This is a genomic window from Micromonospora cathayae, from assembly GCF_028993575.1.
GTDB classification, from domain to species: Bacteria; Actinomycetota; Actinomycetes; order Mycobacteriales; family Micromonosporaceae; genus Micromonospora; species Micromonospora cathayae.
In genome coordinates this window covers 2,596,171-2,616,667 of the sequence record NZ_CP118615.1, presented here as the reverse complement: position 1 = coordinate 2,616,667, position 20,497 = coordinate 2,596,171, and the positions used below count along the sequence as shown (strand labels likewise).

16 protein-coding genes are annotated in these 20,497 nt (G+C 73.3%); 2 read left to right on the top strand and 14 right to left on the bottom strand.

The window, feature by feature from the left end; translation table 11 throughout:
* Positions 1-140 precede the first annotated feature (140 nt).
* The 9 genes from PVK37_RS11995 to PVK37_RS11955 form a co-directional block, all read right to left on the bottom strand.
* Positions 141-2,420, bottom strand: coding sequence for a putative bifunctional diguanylate cyclase/phosphodiesterase (locus tag PVK37_RS11995; protein WP_275033950.1), 2,280 nt, complete (start codon positions 2,418-2,420; stop codon positions 141-143).
* A gap of 233 nt (positions 2,421-2,653) precedes the next feature.
* Positions 2,654-4,201: a glycosyl hydrolase gene (locus PVK37_RS11990; protein ID WP_275033949.1), complete on the bottom strand. Its 1,548-nt coding sequence runs from the start codon at positions 4,199-4,201 to the stop codon at positions 2,654-2,656.
* A 130-nt stretch (positions 4,202-4,331) separates the two neighbouring features.
* Complete coding sequence (locus PVK37_RS11985; protein ID WP_275033948.1) at positions 4,332-5,843, bottom strand: hypothetical protein; 1,512 nt, start codon at positions 5,841-5,843, stop codon at positions 4,332-4,334.
* Entirely contained in the window at positions 5,840-7,045 is a 1,206-nt protein-coding gene (locus tag PVK37_RS11980; protein ID WP_275033947.1) for a hypothetical protein, read from the bottom strand. The genes PVK37_RS11985 and PVK37_RS11980 overlap by 4 nt, the downstream gene beginning before the upstream one ends.
* A gap of 430 nt (positions 7,046-7,475) precedes the next feature.
* On the bottom strand, positions 7,476-7,709 hold the full coding sequence (locus tag PVK37_RS11975) for a zinc-ribbon domain-containing protein (protein ID WP_275033946.1): 234 nt from the start codon (positions 7,707-7,709) through the stop codon (positions 7,476-7,478).
* Positions 7,710-7,792: 83 nt separating this feature from the next.
* On the bottom strand, positions 7,793-8,620 hold the full coding sequence (locus tag PVK37_RS11970) for an SRPBCC family protein (RefSeq protein ID WP_275033945.1): 828 nt from the start codon (positions 8,618-8,620) through the stop codon (positions 7,793-7,795).
* Positions 8,613-9,170: an ArsR/SmtB family transcription factor gene (locus PVK37_RS11965; RefSeq protein ID WP_275033944.1), complete on the bottom strand. Its 558-nt coding sequence runs from the start codon at positions 9,168-9,170 to the stop codon at positions 8,613-8,615. The genes PVK37_RS11970 and PVK37_RS11965 overlap by 8 nt, the downstream gene beginning before the upstream one ends.
* Positions 9,171-9,245: 75 nt before the next feature.
* The gene (locus PVK37_RS11960; RefSeq protein WP_275033943.1) at positions 9,246-10,583 is read right to left on the bottom strand and encodes a class I SAM-dependent methyltransferase; all 1,338 of its coding nucleotides are present in this window, start codon (positions 10,581-10,583) and stop codon (positions 9,246-9,248) included.
* Complete coding sequence (locus PVK37_RS11955; protein WP_423791072.1) at positions 10,580-12,034, bottom strand: FAD-binding oxidoreductase; 1,455 nt, start codon at positions 12,032-12,034, stop codon at positions 10,580-10,582. Before PVK37_RS11955 ends, PVK37_RS11960 begins: the two co-directional genes overlap by 4 nt.
* Before the next feature lie 72 nt (positions 12,035-12,106).
* Here PVK37_RS11955 and PVK37_RS11950 point away from each other — a divergent pair, with 72 nt between their 5' ends.
* Positions 12,107-12,391 carry a DUF427 domain-containing protein gene (locus PVK37_RS11950; protein ID WP_275033942.1) on the top strand — a complete coding sequence of 95 codons (285 nt, stop codon included), beginning with the start codon at positions 12,107-12,109 and terminating at the stop codon, positions 12,389-12,391.
* A 63-nt stretch (positions 12,392-12,454) separates the two neighbouring features.
* Here PVK37_RS11950 and PVK37_RS11945 read toward each other — a convergent pair whose 3' ends face one another.
* The 4 genes from PVK37_RS11945 to PVK37_RS11930 all read right to left on the bottom strand — a co-directional run bounded on the left by PVK37_RS11945 (position 12,455) and on the right by PVK37_RS11930 (position 17,532).
* Entirely contained in the window at positions 12,455-12,922 is a 468-nt protein-coding gene (locus PVK37_RS11945) for a hypothetical protein (RefSeq protein ID WP_275033941.1), read from the bottom strand.
* Positions 12,923-13,023: 101 nt separating this feature from the next.
* Positions 13,024-14,985: a vWA domain-containing protein gene (locus tag PVK37_RS11940; protein WP_275033940.1), complete on the bottom strand. Its 1,962-nt coding sequence runs from the start codon at positions 14,983-14,985 to the stop codon at positions 13,024-13,026.
* Between the two features lie 72 nt (positions 14,986-15,057).
* Positions 15,058-16,497 carry a sigma 54-interacting transcriptional regulator gene (locus tag PVK37_RS11935; protein ID WP_275033939.1) on the bottom strand — a complete coding sequence of 480 codons (1,440 nt, stop codon included), beginning with the start codon at positions 16,495-16,497 and terminating at the stop codon, positions 15,058-15,060.
* Positions 16,498-16,572: 75 nt separating this feature from the next.
* Positions 16,573-17,532: an aldo/keto reductase gene (locus PVK37_RS11930; protein WP_275033938.1), complete on the bottom strand. Its 960-nt coding sequence runs from the start codon at positions 17,530-17,532 to the stop codon at positions 16,573-16,575.
* A gap of 106 nt (positions 17,533-17,638) precedes the next feature.
* Here PVK37_RS11930 and mgrA point away from each other — a divergent pair, with 106 nt between their 5' ends.
* The gene (gene mgrA, locus PVK37_RS11925; protein ID WP_275033937.1) at positions 17,639-18,637 is read left to right on the top strand and encodes an L-glyceraldehyde 3-phosphate reductase; all 999 of its coding nucleotides are present in this window, start codon (positions 17,639-17,641) and stop codon (positions 18,635-18,637) included.
* A gap of 161 nt (positions 18,638-18,798) precedes the next feature.
* Here the strand turns inward: mgrA and PVK37_RS11920 are convergent, their stop codons facing one another.
* A complete protein-coding gene (locus PVK37_RS11920) occupies positions 18,799-20,460 on the bottom strand; it encodes a CBM96 family carbohydrate-binding protein (protein ID WP_275033936.1) in 1,662 nt (553 codons plus the stop codon).
* Positions 20,461-20,497: the final 37 nt, after the last annotated feature.

Below are 20,497 nucleotides of genomic sequence, written 5' to 3'. Positions count from 1 at the left end.
CCCCAGATTCGAAGCGGTGTGCGGGACCATGTGTCGGTTACCGATCCATCGTCGCGCTACAGCTCCATGCAGAGACAGGGCCGAATATCCCGTGCTGCTCCGGGACCTTCGGCCCTCTGATCCGGGTCGGCCGGGCCGGGTCAGGAGCCGGTGAGGCTGGTGCTCAGGTCGGCCAGGCTGCCCGGTCGGCCGTAGAGGTAGCCCTGACCGTGGGCGCAGCCGATCGCGGCGACCGCGTCGTGCTGCCGGTCGGTCTCCACCCCCTCGGCCACCACCCGCAGGTCGAAGGCTTCGGCGAGACTGCTGACCATGTTGACCGTGGCGTACGCCCGCGCGTCCTCGCCGAGCCGGGCCACGAACGACCGGTCGATCTTCAGCTCGGTGGCCGGGATGCGGTGCAGGTAGCTCAGCGACGAGTACCCGGTGCCGAAGTCGTCGATGGCGATGCGGATGCCCAGCTCACGGAGCTGACGCAGCCGGTCCAGCACCGACTCGCTCCCCTCGATCAGCGCGGACTCGGTCAGCTCCAGGGTCAACGCGCGCGGGGCGAGGCCGGCGGCCGCGGTCGCGCCGGTGACCGTGGCGATCAGGTCCGGCCGGCGCAGGTGCGCGGCGGCGATGTTCACCGCGATGGTCGCCTCGGGTGCGCCCCGCCGCCAGATGGCCGCCGCCCGGCACGCCTCGTGGATCACCCAGCGGTCGATCGGCAGGATCAGGCCGGTCTCCTCGGCCAGCGGCAGGAACCGGCCGGGCGCCAGCGTCCCGAGCCGGGGGTGCCGCCAGCGCACCAACGCCTCGGCGCTGTGCACCTGGCCGGTCCCCAGGTCGATGATCGGCTGGAACTGCAACTCCAACTGCTCCTCGTCGACCGCCCGCCGCAGGTCGGCGATCAGCTCGGCCCGGCTCACCGCCGACTCGCGCAGCTCCGGGGTGCAGGTCCGGTACGCGGACTTACCGGCGGCCTTGGCCGCGTACATGGCGATGTCGGCGTCCCGCAGCAGGTCGCTGTGGGTGGCGTGCTGCGGGCCGTACTCGGCGATGCCGATGCTGGCCGACGGGTGGGTGCCGACGTCCTCCTCGTCGTCGGCCGGCTTCAGCGCGGTGAGCAGCCGCTCGGCCAGCCGTTCCGGCGGCACCGGCCGGTCCCCGTCGACCAGGACGGCGAACTCGTCGCCGCCGAGCCGGGCCACCGTGCCGTCCCCGTCGACCGCCTCGCACATCTTGTCGGCGATGTTGACCAGCAGCGCGTCGCCGGTGGCGTGCCCGAACCGGTCGTTGACCTGCTTGAAGCCGTCCAGGTCGAGCAGCAGCACGGCGACCGGGGCGTCCTCGCGGATGGCCCGGCGCAGCCTGCGGGTGAACATCAGCCGGTTCGGCAGGCCGGTGAGCTGGTCGGCGTAGGCGAGCTGGCGCAGCCGGGCCACCAGCCGGAGGTTCTCGTTGGCGGCCAGCCCCTGCCGCAGCGCCAGCACCGCCAGCAGCGCCAGCACGCAGACCAGGACCAGTGGCGGGGTCTGCCCGGTGGGATGCCGGGCCAGCAGCACCGCGACGATCGCCCCGCCCACCGGCAGGTACGGCAGCGCCACCCGCCACCAGGGCGGCACCGGCGGGATGGTGGTCTCGTCGAGGTGCGCGTGGTCGGGCGGGGCCGCGTGGCGGGTGGCGAGGCCGACCAGCAGGCAGGTCAGCGGCCAGCCCAGGTCGATCGGGTGGCCGGCGACGTAGCTGTCGTGGGCGAGCAGCCAGACGTAGCCGATGTCGGCGGCGGCCCGGACGCAGAGGCTGGCCCCGAGCACGGCCAGCGGACGCCACATCGGGCGGGACGGACCGGCCACCGCCACCAGGATGGTGAGCTGCACCAGGTCCAGCATCGGGAAGACCAGGGCGAGGGTGTGTTCCGGTTCGGTGAGTTCGTCGGCGGCGATGTCCTGGAAGACCACCACCCAGCCGATCGGCACCAGGGAGAGCCCGACGATCACCCCGTCGAGCACGGCCCGGCCCCGCCCGACGGTGCTGTGCGGCGCGGACGGGCTCAGCAGGAACGCGGTGGTGCCCAGGACGATCCCGGTGATGAAGACCAGCCCCACCAGCCGGGTGTGCGGTATGTCGCCGCTGCTGGTGCGGTGCAGGGCCCAGAGCGCCCGGGCCACGGCGGAGAGCGCCATGGTGGCCGCGAGCAGCCCCCAGAACCGGCGCAGCGGCGGCGGGCTCCGGTAGGCGACGGCGGCACAGGCGACGGAGGCCCAGCTCGCCACCACGACCGCGCCGCCGTCGGCGACGAGCGCGGCGTTGGGCAGCCGGGCGACCAACCAGATCGCTTCGACCAGGACGACCAGCAGCACGCCGAGTAGGGCCACGCGTTCGGGGCGGGACCGCCCGGTCGAAACGACGGCGTCCCGGTTCACCTCCTGCGGTGGCACGGCGATCGCTCCGACTCTCTCTCCTGAGTCCACGCTCCGACGGCGCGTACCGGTGACGGGTGGCGAACGAGCAAAGCCTAGCCAGCGTCCGGTGTCCCTGGCTACCACTGAACTGATCCCCTGCTCAGTCGGCGTGCCCCGGAACAGCCCGCTCGGACCGTACCGAAACATTCCGGTGACAGTGGACGGACCCCGGCGCGCCGTCGGCACGCCGGGGTCCGGGGACCGTGGGGTTACTGGACGGTGACGTTGTCGACGTACACGGCGGAGCCGCCGCTCGCGCCGCCGGCCGGGACGAACTGCACCCCGATCTCGCGGATGTCACCGAGGTTCGCCACCGCGCCCAGGTCGAGGGTCAGGGTGGTGCCGGTGGAGCTGACGGTGACCGTGCCGCCGTCGTACCACTGCCAGCCCGGCCCGGTCTTGACGTACAGCTTGGCCTGGGTGCCCGCGCCGTGGTTGCCCCAGGGGGCGGTCCGGGCGGTGGCCCGCAGGGCGGTCCGGCCGGCGAGGCTGGTGCCGGTGATCCGGTGCAGGTAGCTGGGGCCGGCGGCGAGGTTGACGTCGGCCTTCAGCGACCAGCTTCCCTGGGCGGCCCACTCGGTGACCCGCCACGGGCCGCCGGTGACGTTGCCGCCGGTCCAACCGTCCGTACCGGACTCGAAGCCGCTGAGCAGGGTGCCGCCGCCCGGTGGCGGGTTGGTGCCGCCCGGTTCGGTGACGGTGCCGAGGTCCACCTCACCCCGGTTGGCGATCCACGAGTTGTTGAACAGGGTGCCCGCGCCCTGGTTGCGGGCCGGTCCCCAGCCGTCGTTCCAGGCCAGGAAGTACGTGGTGGCCGGGTAGTTCTGCTGGAAGGCGGTGACCCAGCGGCCGTAGTCGAAGGAGCCCTGGCTGTCCGGGCCGATCTCGGAGAACGCGAACGGCTTGCCCAGCCCGACGAGTTCGGCGTAGGCGGCCTGGATGCCGGAGGTCTGCGGGTTGTCGTCGTACGCGTCCATGCCGACGATGTCCACGTAGGACGACCCGGGGTAGTAGGCGGTGCGGTTGCCCCGGCTGAAGTCCGCCGAGTACACCCAGATGAGGTTGTCCAGCCCCTTGGTGACGGTGAGGTACGTGTACATCTGCTGCCACACCTGGCGGAACGTGTTCGGGTCGCGGTTGCCCCACCAGAACCAGTCGCCGTTGACCTCGTGCAACGGCCGGAACAGCACCGGCACCCCGGCGTTCTCCAGGTCCTGGAGGCCGGCGGCCATCTTGTCGGTCAGGGCCCGCCAGCGCGCCCCGGCGGCGGTGCCGGGGTTGAGCAGGTCGGCGAAGTTGCCCATCGGGGTGTTCAGCCCGCCGCCGTTGGCGTTGGCCGGGCTGGGCGAGTGGACGCTGATGGTGACCAGGCCACCACTGGCCCACCAGGATTTGAGGCTGCTGTTGCAGGAGTAGTCGATCAGTGAGGTGGGATCGCTGGCGGTGGCCCAGCCGGCACCGTAGTCACAGCTCAGGAAGGCCGGGTACTGGCCGGTGGCGGCGCGCAGTTCCTCGGTCTGGGCGAGTGAGAAGCCGTGGTTGCTGTACCCGCCGAAGAAGCCGGACGCGATCCGGTTGCTGCTGCGGTTGGGTAGGTGGGCCAGCCAGTTGAGGACGTTGCGGGTGGCGGCGCTGGCGTTGCCGTTGACCGGCGCGACGGTGTGGGCCTGGGCGGGGTCGGTCACCGTCAGGACGGAGGCGGCGGCGAGCGCGGCCACGGCGGCGCTCAGCGCGAGGCGCAGTCTGCTGCTTCGCATGGTCACCTGTTTCCGGGTAGGGGGTGGTGGTGCGCGGACCCGGTGGGGGCTCCGGGCCGCACCCCCCACTGAACTACTTAACCGGTTCAGTTTCAAGAGTGTGAATGGATTATTTCGCTGACCCGGGCGTTCAGGCCCACTCCTCCACCGCGTCGGCGTCGTCCCCGGTGGACTCCCCGGCGGCCACCGGGGGGCCACCGTGCGTCCACGGGGTCTCCTCCACCGCCGGGAACGTCCCCGCCGGCAGGAACGCGTCCGACAGGGTGGTGTAGCAGAGCCGCTCCCCCACCTCCGGCACGCTGCCCGGCGACGGGGTCAGCCCGCGCCCCATCCCGCCGGAGAGTTCCAGCACCACCTCGGTCTTCGACCCGTCCGCCGGGGTCACGAAGACCACCTTCGCCTTCTGCCCCGGCCGGGCCGGCGAGTACAGGCTCGCGCCGACCGGCACCACCACCGGCTCGTCGGTGACCAGCTGGATCCGGGGCCGCAGCACCGGCCGCTTCCCGGTGTCGTCCACCCGGGTCGGATCGGCGAGCGTCACGTCCCCCACGAACGCCTCACCGGTCAGCCGGTACTCGGCCATCACCAGCGGATCGTCGTAGGCGCGCTGCACCGCGTACGAGGTCAGCGCCCGTTCCAGCCGGTGCAGCTTCTGGGCGGCGGCCACCGCGCCGTCCCGCCGGGGCTGCGGCGCGCCGCCCGCGTCCACGTGCTCGGCGAAGCCGGTGAAGGCGTCCCGGTCGCCGGCCCAACGGCCCGCCACCCGCGCCCCGGCCGGCAGGTCACGCAGCAACGCCACGCCGCGCCACATCAGCTCCCAGGTCGGCGTGAGCTGGTCGCGCAGCAGGCCCGCCAGGCCCGCGTACGCCGCCCGGCGGGCGTCGGCGTCGTCACCGGCCGCCGCGTACGCCTCGATCGCCGGGAACAGGCGTCGGTTGTCGAACTCCGGATCGGTGGCCGGACCGGCCGGCGGACAGACCGTCGGATCCTCGGCGCGGGCGGCGGCCTGCGCGCCGGTCGACCCCGGCGGCGGATCGATCCAGCCCAGCAGGGCCGGCAGGTGCAGATCCTCCACCACGCTCTGCCCGGTCGCCCAGTGCAGGGTCAACGCCTCGGTCATCGCCAACAGCGCCGCCGACCCCGGATACTCGGCCCGCTCGGCGAAGAAGGTCAGCCAGCGGCCGAGCACCGGCACCGACGGGTGCACCGGGTACTCCCCGTCCGGCCGGCGGAACCGGGTGGACCGCCCGAACAGCCGCAGGAACGTCACCCCGGCCGGATTCGGCACCAGCACCTGCGGCGCGTCCACGTACCGGTGCCGGACGTCCTTACCCCGGTCGACCGGGACCGCCTCGGTCACCTGCCGGTGCGCGTCGATCCACGGCAGCACGATCCCGGCCAGCTCGGCGGCGAACGCGAACCGCTGGTCCCGGTTACGCGGCTGCGGCACCAGCAGCAGCCTCCCGGCGTCGGGCGCGGTGCCGACCAGGGCCGCGAGCGGGGCGTTCGCCTCCCCGGCCAGCGCCAACGGCACCAGCACCAGCGGCCGGTCGGACAGGTGCAGGTGCCGGACCGTGGCGACCCGCTCGGCCCGTCCGACGTACTGGGCGCGGACCCGGGCGAGCGCGCGGAGCGTACTCACGCCGACCGACCGGCCAGTGCTCCGGCACCCGCCGAGGGCTGAGCGAAGGCTCCGGCACCCGCCGGCTGCTGGGCCAGGGCTCCGGCACCCGCCGGCTGCTGGGCGAAGGCTCCGGGGCCGGACGATGACTGGGCGAGGGCCTCGGCGCGGAGCCGGGCGGCGGCCCGTAGCAGCGCGGCGGCCTCCGCCTGCCCCGGCTCGGCGGGCCGGACACCGTCGGCCAGCGCCAGCACGTCGGCCACCGTCGCCACCCCGCCGAGCGCCTCCCGGACCGGCCGGCCCAGCGCCCCGGTCTGGCCGCGCGCCTCGTCCCGGCAGAAGAACGCCAGCTCGCAGGCGGCCAGACAGTCGGGGGCGTACCGGGCCTCGACCGTGCGCAGTGCCGCGACCAGGGCCGCCGGCTCGGCGGTGGGATCGGCGGTGAAGTCCTCCGGTACGCCGGCCAGCAGCGCGTCGATCCGGGCCATCCGGTCCAGTTGCCGACGCAGCACCAGCAGTTGCCGACGGACGTCGACCAGGCTGGCGACCGGCTGGTTTGCGAAGTCACGCGGGCAGACCAGCACCACGTCCGGCGAGACCAGCTCCGGATCGTGCCCGGCGGCGGCGAGCAGTTCCCGCAGGGCGAGCACGTAGACGGCGGACTGGATCGCGGCGGCGGCCACCTTGGCCGGGTCGGCCTGCCCGTCGACCACCGGGAAAGACTTGATCTCCACCACGTGCCACCGGCCGGCGAGCCGGGCGGCCACCAGGTCCGGCTCCAGGTACACCCGCTGGCCGGCGACCTCCAGGCTGAGCAGGGGGTGGTCGAACAGGGCGGGGGCGTCGCCCGCCGTGGTGAGCAGGTCCCGGGACCGGTCGTACCGGTCGGTGGGGTCGGCGGCGTTCAGGTCCGTCCAGGTGGCCGGCTCCTCCGGGTCGGCCCCGACCCGCTCGGCGACCAGGCGCAGCAGCTCCGTACCGCCGTCCGACTTGACCTGCGCCTCGAACGCGTTGCCCCGGCTGATCGCGAACCGGGACTGCCCGAACCGGGCCGGGAAACCGATCCGCTCGGCCAGCTTGGGCTTGTCCACCCCGGCGCTGTCCAGCACGGCCCGGCGGGTGCAGCCCGGGTTGCCGGTCAACGCGGCGATGGTCCGGGCGTTGTGCCGGCGGGCCGGGACGTCGCCCCGGATGGCGGCCAGTCGCTGCTCGGTGCTCGTCACGACAGGCCACGATAGGCGCTCCACTCCCGGCGCGCCCGCACCGGCACCCGGTGGCGGCCCGGATCAGGGCACCTCTCCCCGAAGCGTCTACGCACACCTCGTCACCGGTAGTAGCCACACCACCGGGTACCCGACCATCACGATGGACCTCGGCACGGGCACCGGGCACGGGCACCCGGGGCCCACCCTGACCGGCGGGCAGGCCGAGGCCCCCGGCGCAGGCGGGCGGCGTCGCTAGCGTCCGGTGGAACGGTTCCAGGGGGACCGGGGCAGCCGGGCCCCGGCGGCCGGACGGCGGCGACGCCGGTGCCGGCGGCGGCCGGGGGTGCAGGGCGGCCGGGGCACCGTGTACGTGGGCGCACCGGCCCCGCCCCCGTCCGTGGACCCCGTCATCGGACGACCGATCAGCCAGCAGAGGAAGCGGGCCACCTCAGCCCACCGGGAGGCGGCGCGCCTCGTCCTTCGAGACGGCGTACTCGACGCCACAGAACGAGCACTGCTGCACGTACCGGGTACGGACCGGGATGAGCGGGACGAAGAACAGACTGAACCTCGTCGACCGCTTGGTGATCACCTGCGCCGCGTGCTGGCCGCAGTTGCGGCAGACGGCACTGACCACACCCGACCGCTTGACCGAGGTACGGAGTCCGAAGATGAGGAACATTCCCCGGCAGTACCCCGGTCAGGCGGGCGGGAACCGTCGACCGCCCACGGGCGGGAAAGCGTGCACCGCCGACGGCCGTGGGCTCAGCGCCAGATCGACTGCCAGTCCGGCATCTCGTGGAAGCGGCGCAGCTCACCCAGCCCGGAGACGATGCCACCCCAGGCGGCGTACGGCGGACGCTGCTCGTCGAAGCCGCTCTGCACGAAGGTGAGCCGGGTCCTGCCGGCCGACTCGGCCAACTCCCAGGTGGCGACCCCGGCCGGCCCCCAGTCGACCGACATCCGGCGGCCGGGTTCCAGGTCGACGATCTTCGCGGGGTCGGGTGCCTCCAGCCCGCCCATCGCGTACCGGCCACCGACCCAGGGCTCGATCCCGATCGGGTACCCGAACCAGGCGCTGGCCTGCTCGGAGTCGGTGAGCGAGGTCCAGACGGCGGCCATCGGCGCGGCGATGAGCAGCTCGCCGCGCAGGTCGGTGGAGGTGAAGTCGACCTTCGGCAGCAGCGGACGCCCCTCCAGGTGGGCCGCGAGGTTGGTGACGGCCAGCGCCCACCAGGTCTGGAGCACCCCCCGCACCGCCCCGCTGATCACGTCGGCGAAGTCGAAGTGGGTCTGGGAAAGGGTGAGCAGGGTGGCGTCCGGGCCGTCCTCGGCCAGGGTGATGGTGGTGGTGGTCTCCGCGCCGTCCAGCAGCCAGGTGAAACACAGCCCGTGGTCGTCGACGTGTTCCAGCCGCTGATGCGGGGCGTCGCCCTCGGGGGTGTGCCGCCCCCAGAACGCGTACCGGTGCGGCAGCTCGACCTCGGCGTGCTCGGTCAGCCAGACCCGCAGCTCGGCGGGGTCGGTGAGGGCGTGGTGGACGATCTTGACCGGGGCGTCGAGGCGGACCCGGAGGGTCATCGGTTCAGTCATCGTTCTCCCCCTTGGGATAGCAGGCGACAGCGAGCTTGAAGGCGTCCCCCTCGGCGCCTCCATAGCGGGTGAACAGGTCTTCGAGGGTGGACCGCAGGTCGGCCAGGAACTCCTGCCGGCGTTCGGCGGGCACCCGGATCTCTCCGGAGACCCCGATCGAGGGCAGCTCCGGCGCGTTCCGGTCCAGGGCGGCGATGTCCGCCTGGACCTCCTCCACCAGGTCCAGCAGGTAGCCCAGGCTCAGCTCGTCCTGGGCCCGGCGCAGGCCGAGCCGGCCGACCAGGCGGGGCGAGAGCCAGTACGACCGGGCACTGGCCTGGTAGATGCCCTCGTGGATGCCGCGCACCTTGCGCTCGGCGACCTGCTCGACCAGCCCGGCGGCGACCAGCTGGCGGACGTGGTAGTAGACCCGCTGCGGGGTCTGACCGAGTCGTTGGGCCACCTCGGTGCAGGTGTGCGGCTCGGCGAGCTGCCGCAGCACCTCGATCCGCTGCGGTTTGAGCAGCGTCTCGGCCTGGGCCAGCTCTTCGAGGTACAGGACGTCTCTCATGGCGAAAACCATCCTGTACGTAAAAATTCTGCTTGTCAATGAGATCGCCGAACGGCCGGACGGGCCGTTCCCGGCTCACCAGTCGGGGCGGAAGGGGAAGTCGCTGCCGCCGTCCGGGCCGGGCCGGGTGGCGAGCACCTGGTGCAGTTGGATGCCGTTGCGTTCGAAGGCCAACCGGGAGCCGGCCATGTACAGCCCCCACACCCGGGCCGTACCCGCACCGACCTCGGCCACGCAGAAGTCCCAGTGCGCGACCAGGTTCCGGCACCAGGCGGCCAGGGTCAGCGCGTAGTGCCGGCGCAGGTTCTCCTCGTGCTGCACCTCGAACCCGGCGTCGTGGACCTCGCTGACCAGCCGGCCCGGCCCGGCCAGCTCGCCGTCCGGAAAGACGTACCGGTCGATGAACAGGCCGGAGCGGTGCGGGGCCCGGTTGTCGGCCCGGGTGATGCAGTGGTTCAACAGCCGCCCACCGACCCGCAACCGCTGCCACAGCGCGCCGAAGTACGCCGGATAGTGGCGCACCCCGACGTGCTCGGTCAGCCCGATCGAGGAGATCGCGTCGAACGGCCCGGTGGGCGCGTCCCGGTAGTCCAGGTACCGCACCTCGGCCAGCTCACCCAGCCCCTCCCGCTCGATGGCCGCCCGCGCCCACTGCGCCTGCGCCTTCGACAGGGTCACCCCGATCGCGCGTACGCCGTACTCCCGGGCGGCGTGCCGGACCATGCCGCCCCAGCCGCAGCCCACGTCCAGCAGCCGCATCCCCGGCTTCAGCGCCAACTTCCCGGCGACCAGGTCGTACTTGGCCGCCTGGGCCTGCTCCAGGGTGTCGTCCGGGCCCTGGTAGACCGCACAGGTGTACGTCATCGACGGGCCCAGCACCTTCTCGTAGAAGGCGTTGGAGACGTCGTAGTGGTGCGAGATGGCGGTGCTGTCCCGGACCCGGGAGTGCCGCAGCCCGGCCACCAGCCGACGCCACCGTGGCACCGCCTCCTGCGGCGGAGGCGGCGGCGGACGCAACCGCTCCCAGCCCAGCCCCCGGACCAGCTCCACCGCCTCGGTCAACGACGGCGTACGCAGCCGCAGCTCGTCCTTGAGCAGCCGCAACGCCTCGTACGGGTCACCCGGGTGCACCCCGGTCAGGGCCAGGTCCCCGCTGACGTACGCGCGCGCCATGCCCAGGTCACCGGGCGCGGTGAGCAGGTACGACAGGCCGCGCTCGGAGCGGATCTGGAGGGTGATGCCGGAGTCGGCCGGCCCGGTGGTGCTGCCGTCGTACCCGGTGATCCGCACCGGCGGGCCCCCGTCGGTGACCGCCCGGACGACGTCCGCCACCGACGGCGGTCGACGCCGGCCCCCGGCCGGCGGGGTTTCCGGCGTGGCGCTTCCCCCACGCTCGCGGTCGGTCAGGCTCATCGTCGTGCCACCGCCTTCTCGTACAGTCCGGTCAACCGGTGCTCCGGGTCGTAGCGGTCCCTGACGGCGCGGTAGGCGTCCCCGCCGTACAGTCGGTCGAACTCGTCACGCGGGTAGTAGGCGTCGGAGTAGAGGGACTTGTGCCCGCCGGCGGCCGCCACCGCCCGCTCCACGGCCCGGTTGACGTCGCCGTCGGCCGCCCCGTCGGCGATCGGCACCGTCCCCCAGAAACCGACGTTGACGTAGGTGTGGCCGGGACGCAGCGGGTACAGCGGCCAGACCCGGGCCGAGCCGGGGCCGGCCGGCTCACGCAGCCGCAACGGGCACAGCCACACCGGGGACATCCGCACCTCACGGGCGAACCACCGCAGGAAGTCGGCGGTGCCGGCGAGCGGGATCTCCACGTCCTGCACCACCCGTTCCCGGGGTGGCTGGCCGCGCCAGCGGTCCACCCGGGCGGCCACCCCGTAACGGTGCTCCAGCCGGACCAGCCGGTGGTAGACGTCGCTGCGCCGCCAGCGCGCCGGCCACAGCCGCCGCACCACCGGGTGCTGCGCGCCGAACGCCCGGGAACACCAGAACCAGTCGGTGTCCCAGCGCCACAGGTAGTCGTGGGTGGTGAGCAGGTCGCGTCGCCGCAGCGGCAGCGACCGGTAGTAGATGTCCGGGCCGGTGTAGTCGCTGGCCGGCCCGCCCCGACCACCGGCCGGCCGGCCGCCGTCGAGGGCGTCGGTGGCGTCGTCGGTGAAGGTGCCCAGCACCAGGTACGACTCGTCCGGGTGGAACATCACCCCGTCCATCGTGTCCACCGGTCGACCCGCCCAGGCGCGGGTGGCGGTCACCTGCCCGATCGCGTCGACCAGGGCGTCCAGGTCGGTGAACCGGACGTTGCGCACCGCCACGTACCGACGGACCGGTTGCAGCTCGATGGTCAGCCGGGTGGCGTACCCGAGGCTGCCGAGCGAGTTCGGGAAGGCGGCGAAGAGGTCGGCGTGCGGCCCGTCCGGGCGTACGGTCAGCAGGTCGCCGGCGCCGGTGAGGACGTCCATCTCGCGTACCGACTCGTGCGGCAGGCCGTTGCGGAACGACGTCGACTCGATACCCAGGCCGGTCACCGCCCCACCCAGGGTGATGGTGCGCAACTGCGGCACCACCAGCGGCATCAACCCGTACGCCAGGGTGACGTCGACCAGGTCCTCGTAGGTGCACATGCCCTGCACGTCGGCCGTCCGGGCCACCGGATCGACGCCTAGCACCCCGGTCAGACCGCTGACGTCCAGACCCGGCGACGTGACCGCCGCCCGGGGACGGAACAGGTTCGAGGTGCGTTTCGCCAGCCGGACCGGTGCCCCGGGGGGCACCGCGGCATACGACCGACGGAGTGAGTCGACCGCCCGTCCATGGCGGTCACCTGCCTGTTCGTGCGGTTCACCCGCCCGCTCCACACGCAGCGCGCACACGAGATCACTCTACGCTTCCCGCCACGATCCGGCGGCCCGGCCACGCCGGCTAGCCTGGACGACATGCCGAAAGCCGTTTGGAACGACCTGGTGATCGCCGAGAGCGACGACACGGTGGTGGTCGAGGGCAACCACTACTTCCCCCGGTCCGCGCTCCGCGACGACGTGCTGCGCGAGTCGTCCACCCACACCTTCTGCCCCTGGAAGGGCAGCGCCTCGTACTACAGCCTGGAGCACGACGGCCGGACCAGCGCCGACGCGGTCTGGTACTACCCGGAGCCGATGGCAAAGGCCGAGATGGTGCGCGACCGGGTGGCCTTCTGGAAGGACGTCACGGTCGTCGACTGACACCCCACCCGCCGGTCGGCCGGTCAGCCCGCCGGCCGGCTGGTCAGCAGGTGAGCCCGCCGGTCAGCCGGTCGGGCGCAGGGCACGCAGTTGCGCCAGGTGCAGGGGCAGGTGCACCCGGCCGTGCAGGTCGAGGACGCGCCCCCAGGGCAGCGCCTCGGCCACGGTCAGCTCGGCACCCTCCCGCAGGTGGGTCTCGACGAGCGTGCCCGCCGCCGGGCCGAGCTGCTCGGTCAACCCGCACAACCGCTGGCTGGTCTCCCGGAACAGCCGGATCAGCCCGGCCAGCCCACCGTGCCGGGCAGTCAGCGCGTCCAACTGCGGCCGGTGGATGTCCACCAGGTCGTAGTAGGCGAACTCCGAACCGGCCAGCACCGCCTCGGTCGCCTCGCTCATCAGCTCGTCGTTGGCGGCCAGGTGGGCGACGATCTGCCCGGCGTCGAGCGCGCCGGCCGGAGGTGGGCCGAACCCGCCCGCCGCGACCTCGGCGAGCAGGACGTCGTACGTCCGGCGCAGCGCGGCGGTCTCCACCCGCCCAGCGTAGGGCGGCCCACCGGGCCCGCCGGCCGGTTTCCCCGATCGGGGAGACCGACGGCGGGCACCCCGGCCCCGGGCCGGTCAGGGCGGGCCGGTCAGGCGGCCCGGCGGCGGCCCTGCCGGGTACGCAGGTAGTCGGAGACCACGAACTCGCCGAGATCCTCCGGGTCCGGGGTGAACAGCCGCCCCCGCGACCGGCGGGCCACCCCCTCCATGAACCGGCACAGCCCCTCGTCCTCGCCGAGCATGAAGATGTTCAGGGCCGCCCCGTACCGGGTCAGCCGGTCCACCTCCCGGATGGTCAACGCGATCGTCTGCGGCAGCGACGGCCAGTGGAAAACCGGCTGACCGTCCTCCGGGTCCAGGTGCGCGGTCGGCTCGCCGTCGGTCACCACCAGCACCACCGGCTCCGCACCCGGATGCCGGCGCAGGTGCCGTCCGGCCAGCTTCAGCGCGTGCTGGAGGTTGGTGCCCTGGACCAGATCCGGCTCGACCGCCGCCAGCTCCTGCTGGGTCAGCGGCAGCGCCGCCCGACCGAAGCCGATGATCTGGAGGGCGTCCTGCGGGAACCGGGTCGCCATCAGGTGGGACAGCGCCAGGGCGGTCTGCTTCATCGGCCCCCACCGCCCCTCCGAGATCATCGAGAAGGACAGGTCGACGCAGAGCGCCACCGCCGCCGAGGCCCGCCGTTCGGTCTCCAGCACCTCGAAGTCGTCGGCGGTGAGCCGCAACGGCACGGTCGGCCCGGCCCGGCGCACCGCCCGGGTGAGGGTACGCACCGCGTCTAGGGGCTGCTCGTCGCCGTACTCCCAGGGGCGGGACGCCCCGCTCACCTCACCGGCGGCCCCGGCGGACCGCAGGTCGTGCTGGCCGCGCGGCCCGGCGGTCAGGTCGGCGAAGACCTGCCGCAGCGCGGTGCCGGCGAGCCGGCGCAACGCCTTCGGGCTGAGCGTCAGACCGTCCGCGCCCCGGCTCACCCAGCCCTGCCGGCGCAGCTCCCGCTCCAGCTCCTGAAGGTTGCGGACGTCGTCGGCGGCGTCCCGCCCGAGGGTCCGGGCCACCGCGTCCACATCCACGTCGTCCAGGGTCGCGCCCGGGTGTTCCTGGCCCAACTGGTCCAGCAGGTCGTCCAGGTCGGCGATCTCGCCGAGCGCCTCGGACGCCTCGCCGTACCCCAGCGGCTGCCCGCCCCGGACCCGCTCGCCCCGGGCCCAGTTCAGGTCCGGCCGCAGGGTACGCAGGTTGGCGTCGAGCGCGGACAGCTCACCGGTGAGCCGGTCACCGAGGGACTGCCGCATCAGCCCGGCCAGCTCCTCGCGCTGCCGGTCCGACAGCGACCGCAGCAGCCGCTCCCCGGCCGCCGACCGGCGGGCCAGCACGTCCACCAGCTCGTCGACGTCCCGGGGCTGCTCCGGGAAGAACTCGCCGTGCCGGCGCATGAACTCGGCGAACGCGTCGGTGGTGTCCTCCGCGCGGGCGTGCCGGGCCAGCAGGTCGTTCAGGTCGCGCATCATCTCGACGAGCTGGCGCTGCACCTCCGGGTCGGCGGCGGCCCGCGCCGCGTCCCGCAGCCCGGCGAACCGCTGCTCCAGCACGTCACCCCGGAGCCCGTCGAGGATCCGCTGGTACGTCTGCCGGGCCGCGTCGCTGGCCCAGTCGTACCCGGCCAGCTCGTGCACGGCGCGGGCGGTGGACCGGGGCAGGTTGTCCAGCATCGCCTCGGCGAACCGGGCGTCGTCGCCGTCCCGGCCGCGCAGCTCGTCCCGCTCGGCGGCCAGCGCCTGGTCGAGCAGGGCCTGTGCCCGGGTCACCGCCCCGTCCAGGTCACCCCGGCGCAGCGCGTCCCGCCGCAGCCGCCGGGCCCGCGCGACCAGGTCGTCCAGCCCGCGCCGGCCCTGCGGACCGTGCCGCAGCAGGTTCCGCAGCGCGGCCCGCAGGCTCCCGCCGTCCAGCACCTCCGCGCCGACCTGGTCGACCGCCGCCCGTACGTCGTAGGGGGGTGCCAGCGGGTCGGGACCGCCCCGCCACTGCCCGTACCGGAACCGGTTGCCGGCCATGCCCCGCACCCGCCTTCCCTCGCTCCCCGCCCGGCCACCGTGGCAGCGGGCGGTCCTCCCAGCGTGCCGGGGTCAGCTCCGGCCCCGGTAGCGGGCGCGGCCGTCGTCGGTGACGTCCTTGCCCAGCCGGCGGCCCAGGTGCAGACCCTCCAGCACGAACTCGATGCCGGCGGCGGCCTCGTCCGGGGTGGGCGCGTCGCCCATCCCGAGCCGGTCCAGCACCTTCGCCAACCCCGGCACCGTGCCCACCTGGCGGAGCAGGTCGGCCGCGCTGACCAGCTCGCCCGTCTCGACCACCCCGCCCTCGGCGACCAGCGCGGTGAACCCGGACAGGTCGAGCCCGCCCAGCCGGGACCGGAAGGTCTCGTTGACGGCGGTACGCAGCAGGTGCGCGAGGATCTCGGCTTCCTGGTCCTCCTGGCCGCTCTCGAACTCCACCTTGCCGCGCAGCGTGCTGACCACCGGCACCGCGTCGCCGACCCGCGCCACCGCCGCCAGGGAGGGCGTCTCGGCGGCGAGCAGACCGGCCCGGCGCAGCGCCCCGGCGGCCACCGTCTCGGCGGCGGCGACCGCGAACCGGGCCGAGACACCCGACCGCTGGTCGACCTCCGGGGCCTCCCGGACCAGCCGGGCGAACCGGGCCAGCACCTCCAGCACGTGCTCCGGCACCTCGGCGACGAGCTGCGCCTCCTGCCGGATCAGCGCCAGCTCCAGGTCGAGGTCGAGCGGGTAGTGGGTACGGATCTCCGCGCCGAAGCGGTCCTTCAGCGGGGTGATGATCCGGCCCCGGTTGGTGTAGTCCTCCGGGTTGGCGCTGGCGACGAGGAGCAGGTCCAGCGGCAGGCGAAGCTGGTACCCCCGGACCTGGATGTCGCGTTCCTCCAGCACGTTGAGCAGCGCCACCTGGATCCGTTCGGCCAGGTCGGGCAGCTCGTTGACGGCGAAGATGCCCCGGTTGGTACGCGGCACCAACCCGAAGTGGATCGTCTCCGGGTCGCCGAGCGTGCGCCCCTCGGCGATCCGGATCGGGTCCACGTCGCCGACCAGGTCCCCGACGCTGGTGTCCGGGGTGGCGAGCTTCTCGCCGTACCGCATCGAGCGGTGCAGCCAGCCGACCGGCAGGGCGTCACCGGCTTCGGCCACCGCCGCCCGGGAGGACGGGGTGAGCGGGTGCATCGGGTGCTCGTTGAGCACCGAGCCGGGGATCACCGGCGTCCACTCGTCCAGCAGCGTCGCCAGGGTCCGGATCAGGCGGGTCTTGCCCTGACCGCGTTCGCCGAGCAGGACCATGTCGTGTCCGGCGAGCAGGGCCCGCTCGACCTCGGGCAGCACCGTGTCGTCGTACCCGACGATGCCGGGGAAACGGTCCTGACCGGCCCGCATCCGGGCCAGGAGGTTGTCGCGGAGCTCCTGCTTGACCGTGCGGTATCGGTGTCCGGTCGCGCGCAGCTCGCCGAGCGTGCCGGGCAGGTCGGCCGGTGGGACCGGAGGTACCTGGGAAGGCGCAGTCACCCGACCAAAGCTAGCTCACGTCGGGACGGTATCCGCAGCACAATTCGTGCGCCGATCCGACCGCCGGACCCGCCGTCACCCCCGACGGAGCAGACGGGGCACCGCGGCCAGGCCGGTGACCGGCTGGAACCCGCGGGCGGCGGCGAGCAGGGCGTCGTACTCGGTGTCCGTCAGGTCGATCTCGGCCGCGGCGGCGTTGCGTTCCATCTGCTCGACGCTGGAGGCCCCCGGGATGGCCACCACGTTCGGATGGCGCAGCAGGTAGGCCAGCGCGATCTGGCTGGGCGTGGCGTCGTGCGCGGCGGCCACCTCGCGGAGCGTGCCGATCAGGGCGGCGCCCCGGGTCAGGTTCTCCGGCAGGAAGTACGGGTTGGCCCGGCGGACCGCCCCGGACGGCGGGTTGCCGGCGTCGTACCGGCCGGAGAGGAAACCCTGGGCGAGCGGGCTGTACGCCATGACGATCCGGCCGGTCCGCTCGGCGTACGGCAGCAGGTCGTTCTCCGGCCCACGGTCGACGAGGCTGTACCGGACCTGGTTGCTGAGCACCCGCCGGCCGAGCGCCACCTCGGCGAACTGCCAGCGGCGGAGGCTGTAGTTGCTCACCCCGACCTCGCCGACCAGGCCGACGTCCTGCAACACCCGCATGCCGCGCATGGTGGTGTGGTCGCCGACCACCGGGTTCGGCTGGTGCACCTGGTACAGGTCGATGTGGCTGACGCCCAGCCGGCCCGCCGAGGCGACCGCCCGCTGCTGCACCACCGGCGCGATCGGCAGCACCGGGAGGATCTTGGTGGCCAGCACGACCTTCGCCCGGTCGTCGCCGAGCGCGGCGCCGAGGATCCGCTCGCTGCGGCCGAAGCCGTACAGCTCGGCGGTGTCGAAGAGGGTCACGCCGAGGTCGAGCGCCCGCCGGACGATCTGGGCGGCCCGCTGCTCGTACTCCGGACCGTAGCCCCACTCCTTCGAGCCGAACTGCCAGGTGCCGAGACCGATCCGGGAGATGGGCTTGGGGGTGTCCAGGGAGACGTAGCGCATGATCCGACGCTACCCGCCCACCGGCGGCCCGGCCGGCGGCATCCGGGAACACGGAGCGGCGGCGGCCGGACGATCGGCCAGCTCGCGACGGGGTTAGGGTCGGGGCATGGAGTATGTGGCGGCGGAGGACCGGTACGCGGCGACGAGTTACCGGCGGTGTGGACGCAGCGGCCTGCTGCTGCCCGCCGTCTCGCTCGGGCTCTGGCACAACTTCGGCCACGACCGGCCGTGGGAGCGGCAGCGGGACATCGTCCGGCGCGCCTTCGACCTCGGCGTCACCCACTTCGACCTGGCGAACAACTACGGCCCCCCGCCCGGCTCGGCGGAGGAGAACTTCGGTCGGCTGCTCGCCACCGACCTCGCGCCGTACCGCGACGAGCTGGTGATCTCCACCAAGGCGGGGTACCGGATGTGGCCCGGCCCGTACGGCGAGTGGGGCTCCCGCAAGTACCTGATCTCCTCGCTGGACCAGTCCCTGCGCCGGCTGGGCGTGGACCACGTCGACATCTTCTACTCGCACCGCTTCGACCCGGACACCCCGCTGGAGGAGACGATGGGCGCGCTCGACGCGGTCGTCCGCTCCGGCCGGGCCCGCTACGTGGGGGTGTCCAACTACGACTCGGCGCAGACCACGCGGGCGGCTGAGATCCTCCGTGACCTGGGTACGCCGCTGCTGGTGAACCAGCCGTCGTACTCGATGTTCAACCGGTGGACGGAGACCGACGGCCTGCTCGACACCCTGGAGCGGGTCGGGGCCGGCTGCGTCGCCTTCAGCCCGTTGGCCCAGGGGCTGCTCACCGACCGTTACCTGCACGGCGTACCGGCGGACTCCCGGATCCGAACCAGCAACTTCCTCTCGGAGAGCGCCCTGGACGCCTCGACGATGACGACGGTCCGGGCGCTGCACGACGTCGCCGGGCGCGGCGGCCGGTCGCTGGCCCAGCTGGCGCTCGGCTGGGCGCTGCGCGACCCCCGGATGACCAGCCTGATCATCGGGGCGAGCAGCGTCGGTCAGTTGGAGGCGAACCTGGCGGCGGCGACCCGGCCGCCGCTGTCGGCGGAGGAGCTGGCCGAGATCGACCAGATCCTGGTCGACGGTCACTAGCCACGCAAGGCGGACGGCCGCTAGCCACCAGGCAAGGCGGTCTGTCAGCCCGTGACCGGGGGCGGTCGCGCCGGCCGGCGCGACCGCCCCCGGTCGGAGCGTGCCTCCGGGCCGGGCCCCGGGGTGGGACCCGGCCCGAATTCGGCCGGCGGTAGGGCCGGTCAGTGGTAGATGGTGCCGGTGCCGGCGTCGCGGATCGTGCCGGAGCGGTTGCCGGCGAAGTCGTTGCCCGGCCCGACCACGGTGGTCCGGCATTCACTGGAGGCGACGTACAGGCCGTACCGCTGGGTCTTGATCACCTGGTCGTCGGTGGCGACGTTGCCGGCGACGACGTTGTCCAGACAGGGCACCCCGGTGGGCGTGGTGATCCGGATGCCGTCCCGGCCGGTCGAGGTGTCGGAGCTGTTGGTGATCCGGTTGTTCATGATCTGGTTGGCCTCCCCGCCGTCGACGTTGACGCCGTCCTGACCGGCGTGGTCGACGACGTTGCCGGTCACCAGGTTCCGGTCGGAGGTCTTGTTCGGCTGGTCGGCACCGCTGGAGGAACGGTTCACCTGGATGCCGTGCCCGCCGACGTGGTTGATCTGGCAACCGCTGACGGTGTTCCGACTGGCCGAGAGAAGCTCGATGCCGTCGCTGAACGTACCGGTGACGACGCAGTTCCGCACGGTGTTGCCGGTGGAACTCCAGCCCTGGTTCTTGCCGTCGAACACGATGCCCCGGCCCCGGGCGGCGTTCACCCGGACCCGTTCCACCAGCACGTCGATCCCGTCGTCGAAGTCCAGCGCGTCGCTGGTGGACCGGGCCGGGCCGCCGGCCGAGACGGTGAGGTCCCGGACGACCATCCGCACCGCGCCCTTGGTGTTGAACGGTTCGGTGTCGGCGCTGGCGCTGCTGGAGTTACGGATGAACGTCAGGTCCATGCCCGCCCCGACGAAGGTGACGTCGTCGATCTCGACGAGCTTGAAGTAGTCGGTACCGAGGTCGAAGGTGCCGGAGTCGAACTGGATTGTGCCGCCGCCCCGACCGTCGAGCTCGGTGACCGCGCTCTCCACCACCGTCTTCAGCCGTCCGGTGTAGGTGAACCCGGTGACCTGGGAGACCGCCTGGTAGGTGGTCGACCCGGTCCGGGTGACCAGGTACGGCGACGGATTGGGCGGGGCCGGTACGAGCAGTTCCGGCTTCTGCGTCCCCTCCCGGCTGGTGATCCGGATGCCGGTGTCGTTGCCGGTGGTCAGCGCGAAGGTGACCGGGCCGTTGCCGGTGATCAGCGACGACACGTCCACCGAGACCCAGGTGCCGGCCTCGACCGGGCCGCTGCTGCCCACCACCGCCCCGGTCGGCGGCGCGTTGTGGTAGGTCAGCGTGTTCTCCTCCCACGTGGTGTCGTCGACGGCCCGGACCTCGACGCCGGTGCTGCTGGCCGTCTCCAGGTGGAGGCGGAGCACGCCGGAGGGGTCGGTCCCGGCCCCCTGGACGGTGAAGCGGAGGTACGCCACCGCGACGGGCAGGCCGTCCGCCTTCAGGTAGGAGCCGGTGCCGTGGTTGGCCGTGGGGTTGATGCTGTCCACCCACGCGTCGGCGACCGGGTACAGCGCCGCCAGGGTGGTCGGACCGTCGGCCGCCGGGCCGCGGGTCGTGGTCAGGGCGGCGGCCGCCGCCGGGACTGGGGTCGTCGCGGCCACCGTCGGGGACCGTGTCGTCGCGGCCGGGGACCGTGTCGTCGCGGCGGTCGCCGGGGCGGCGAGCACGGAGTGCGCCGCCACCACCAGGCCCAGCACCACCACCGGCCGGACGAGCCGACCGCGCGTTGTCCGTGTCATCTTCTCTCCTCCTCGCCCGCCCCCGGCGGCCCCGCCC

Excerpts from the sequence above, each read along its gene's own strand:
- PVK37_RS11975 (WP_275033946.1), bottom strand. The coding sequence starts at position 7,709 with ATGTTCCTCATCTTCGGACTCCGTACCTCGGTCAAGCGGTCGGGTGTG.
- PVK37_RS11950 (WP_275033942.1), top strand. The coding sequence starts at position 12,107 with ATGCCGAAAGCCGTTTGGAACGACCTGGTGATCGCCGAGAGCGACGAC.
- PVK37_RS11960 (WP_275033943.1), bottom strand. The coding sequence starts at position 10,583 with ATGAGCCTGACCGACCGCGAGCGTGGGGGAAGCGCCACGCCGGAAACC.
- mgrA (WP_275033937.1), top strand. The coding sequence starts at position 17,639 with ATGGAGTATGTGGCGGCGGAGGACCGGTACGCGGCGACGAGTTACCGG.
- PVK37_RS11965 (WP_275033944.1), bottom strand. The coding sequence starts at position 9,170 with ATGAGAGACGTCCTGTACCTCGAAGAGCTGGCCCAGGCCGAGACGCTG.
- PVK37_RS11920 (WP_275033936.1), bottom strand. The coding sequence starts at position 20,460 with ATGACACGGACAACGCGCGGTCGGCTCGTCCGGCCGGTGGTGGTGCTG.
- PVK37_RS11990 (WP_275033949.1), bottom strand. The coding sequence starts at position 4,201 with ATGCGAAGCAGCAGACTGCGCCTCGCGCTGAGCGCCGCCGTGGCCGCG.
- PVK37_RS11930 (WP_275033938.1), bottom strand. The coding sequence starts at position 17,532 with ATGCGCTACGTCTCCCTGGACACCCCCAAGCCCATCTCCCGGATCGGT.
- PVK37_RS11970 (WP_275033945.1), bottom strand. The coding sequence starts at position 8,620 with ATGACTGAACCGATGACCCTCCGGGTCCGCCTCGACGCCCCGGTCAAG.
- PVK37_RS11940 (WP_275033940.1), bottom strand. The coding sequence starts at position 14,985 with ATGGCCGGCAACCGGTTCCGGTACGGGCAGTGGCGGGGCGGTCCCGAC.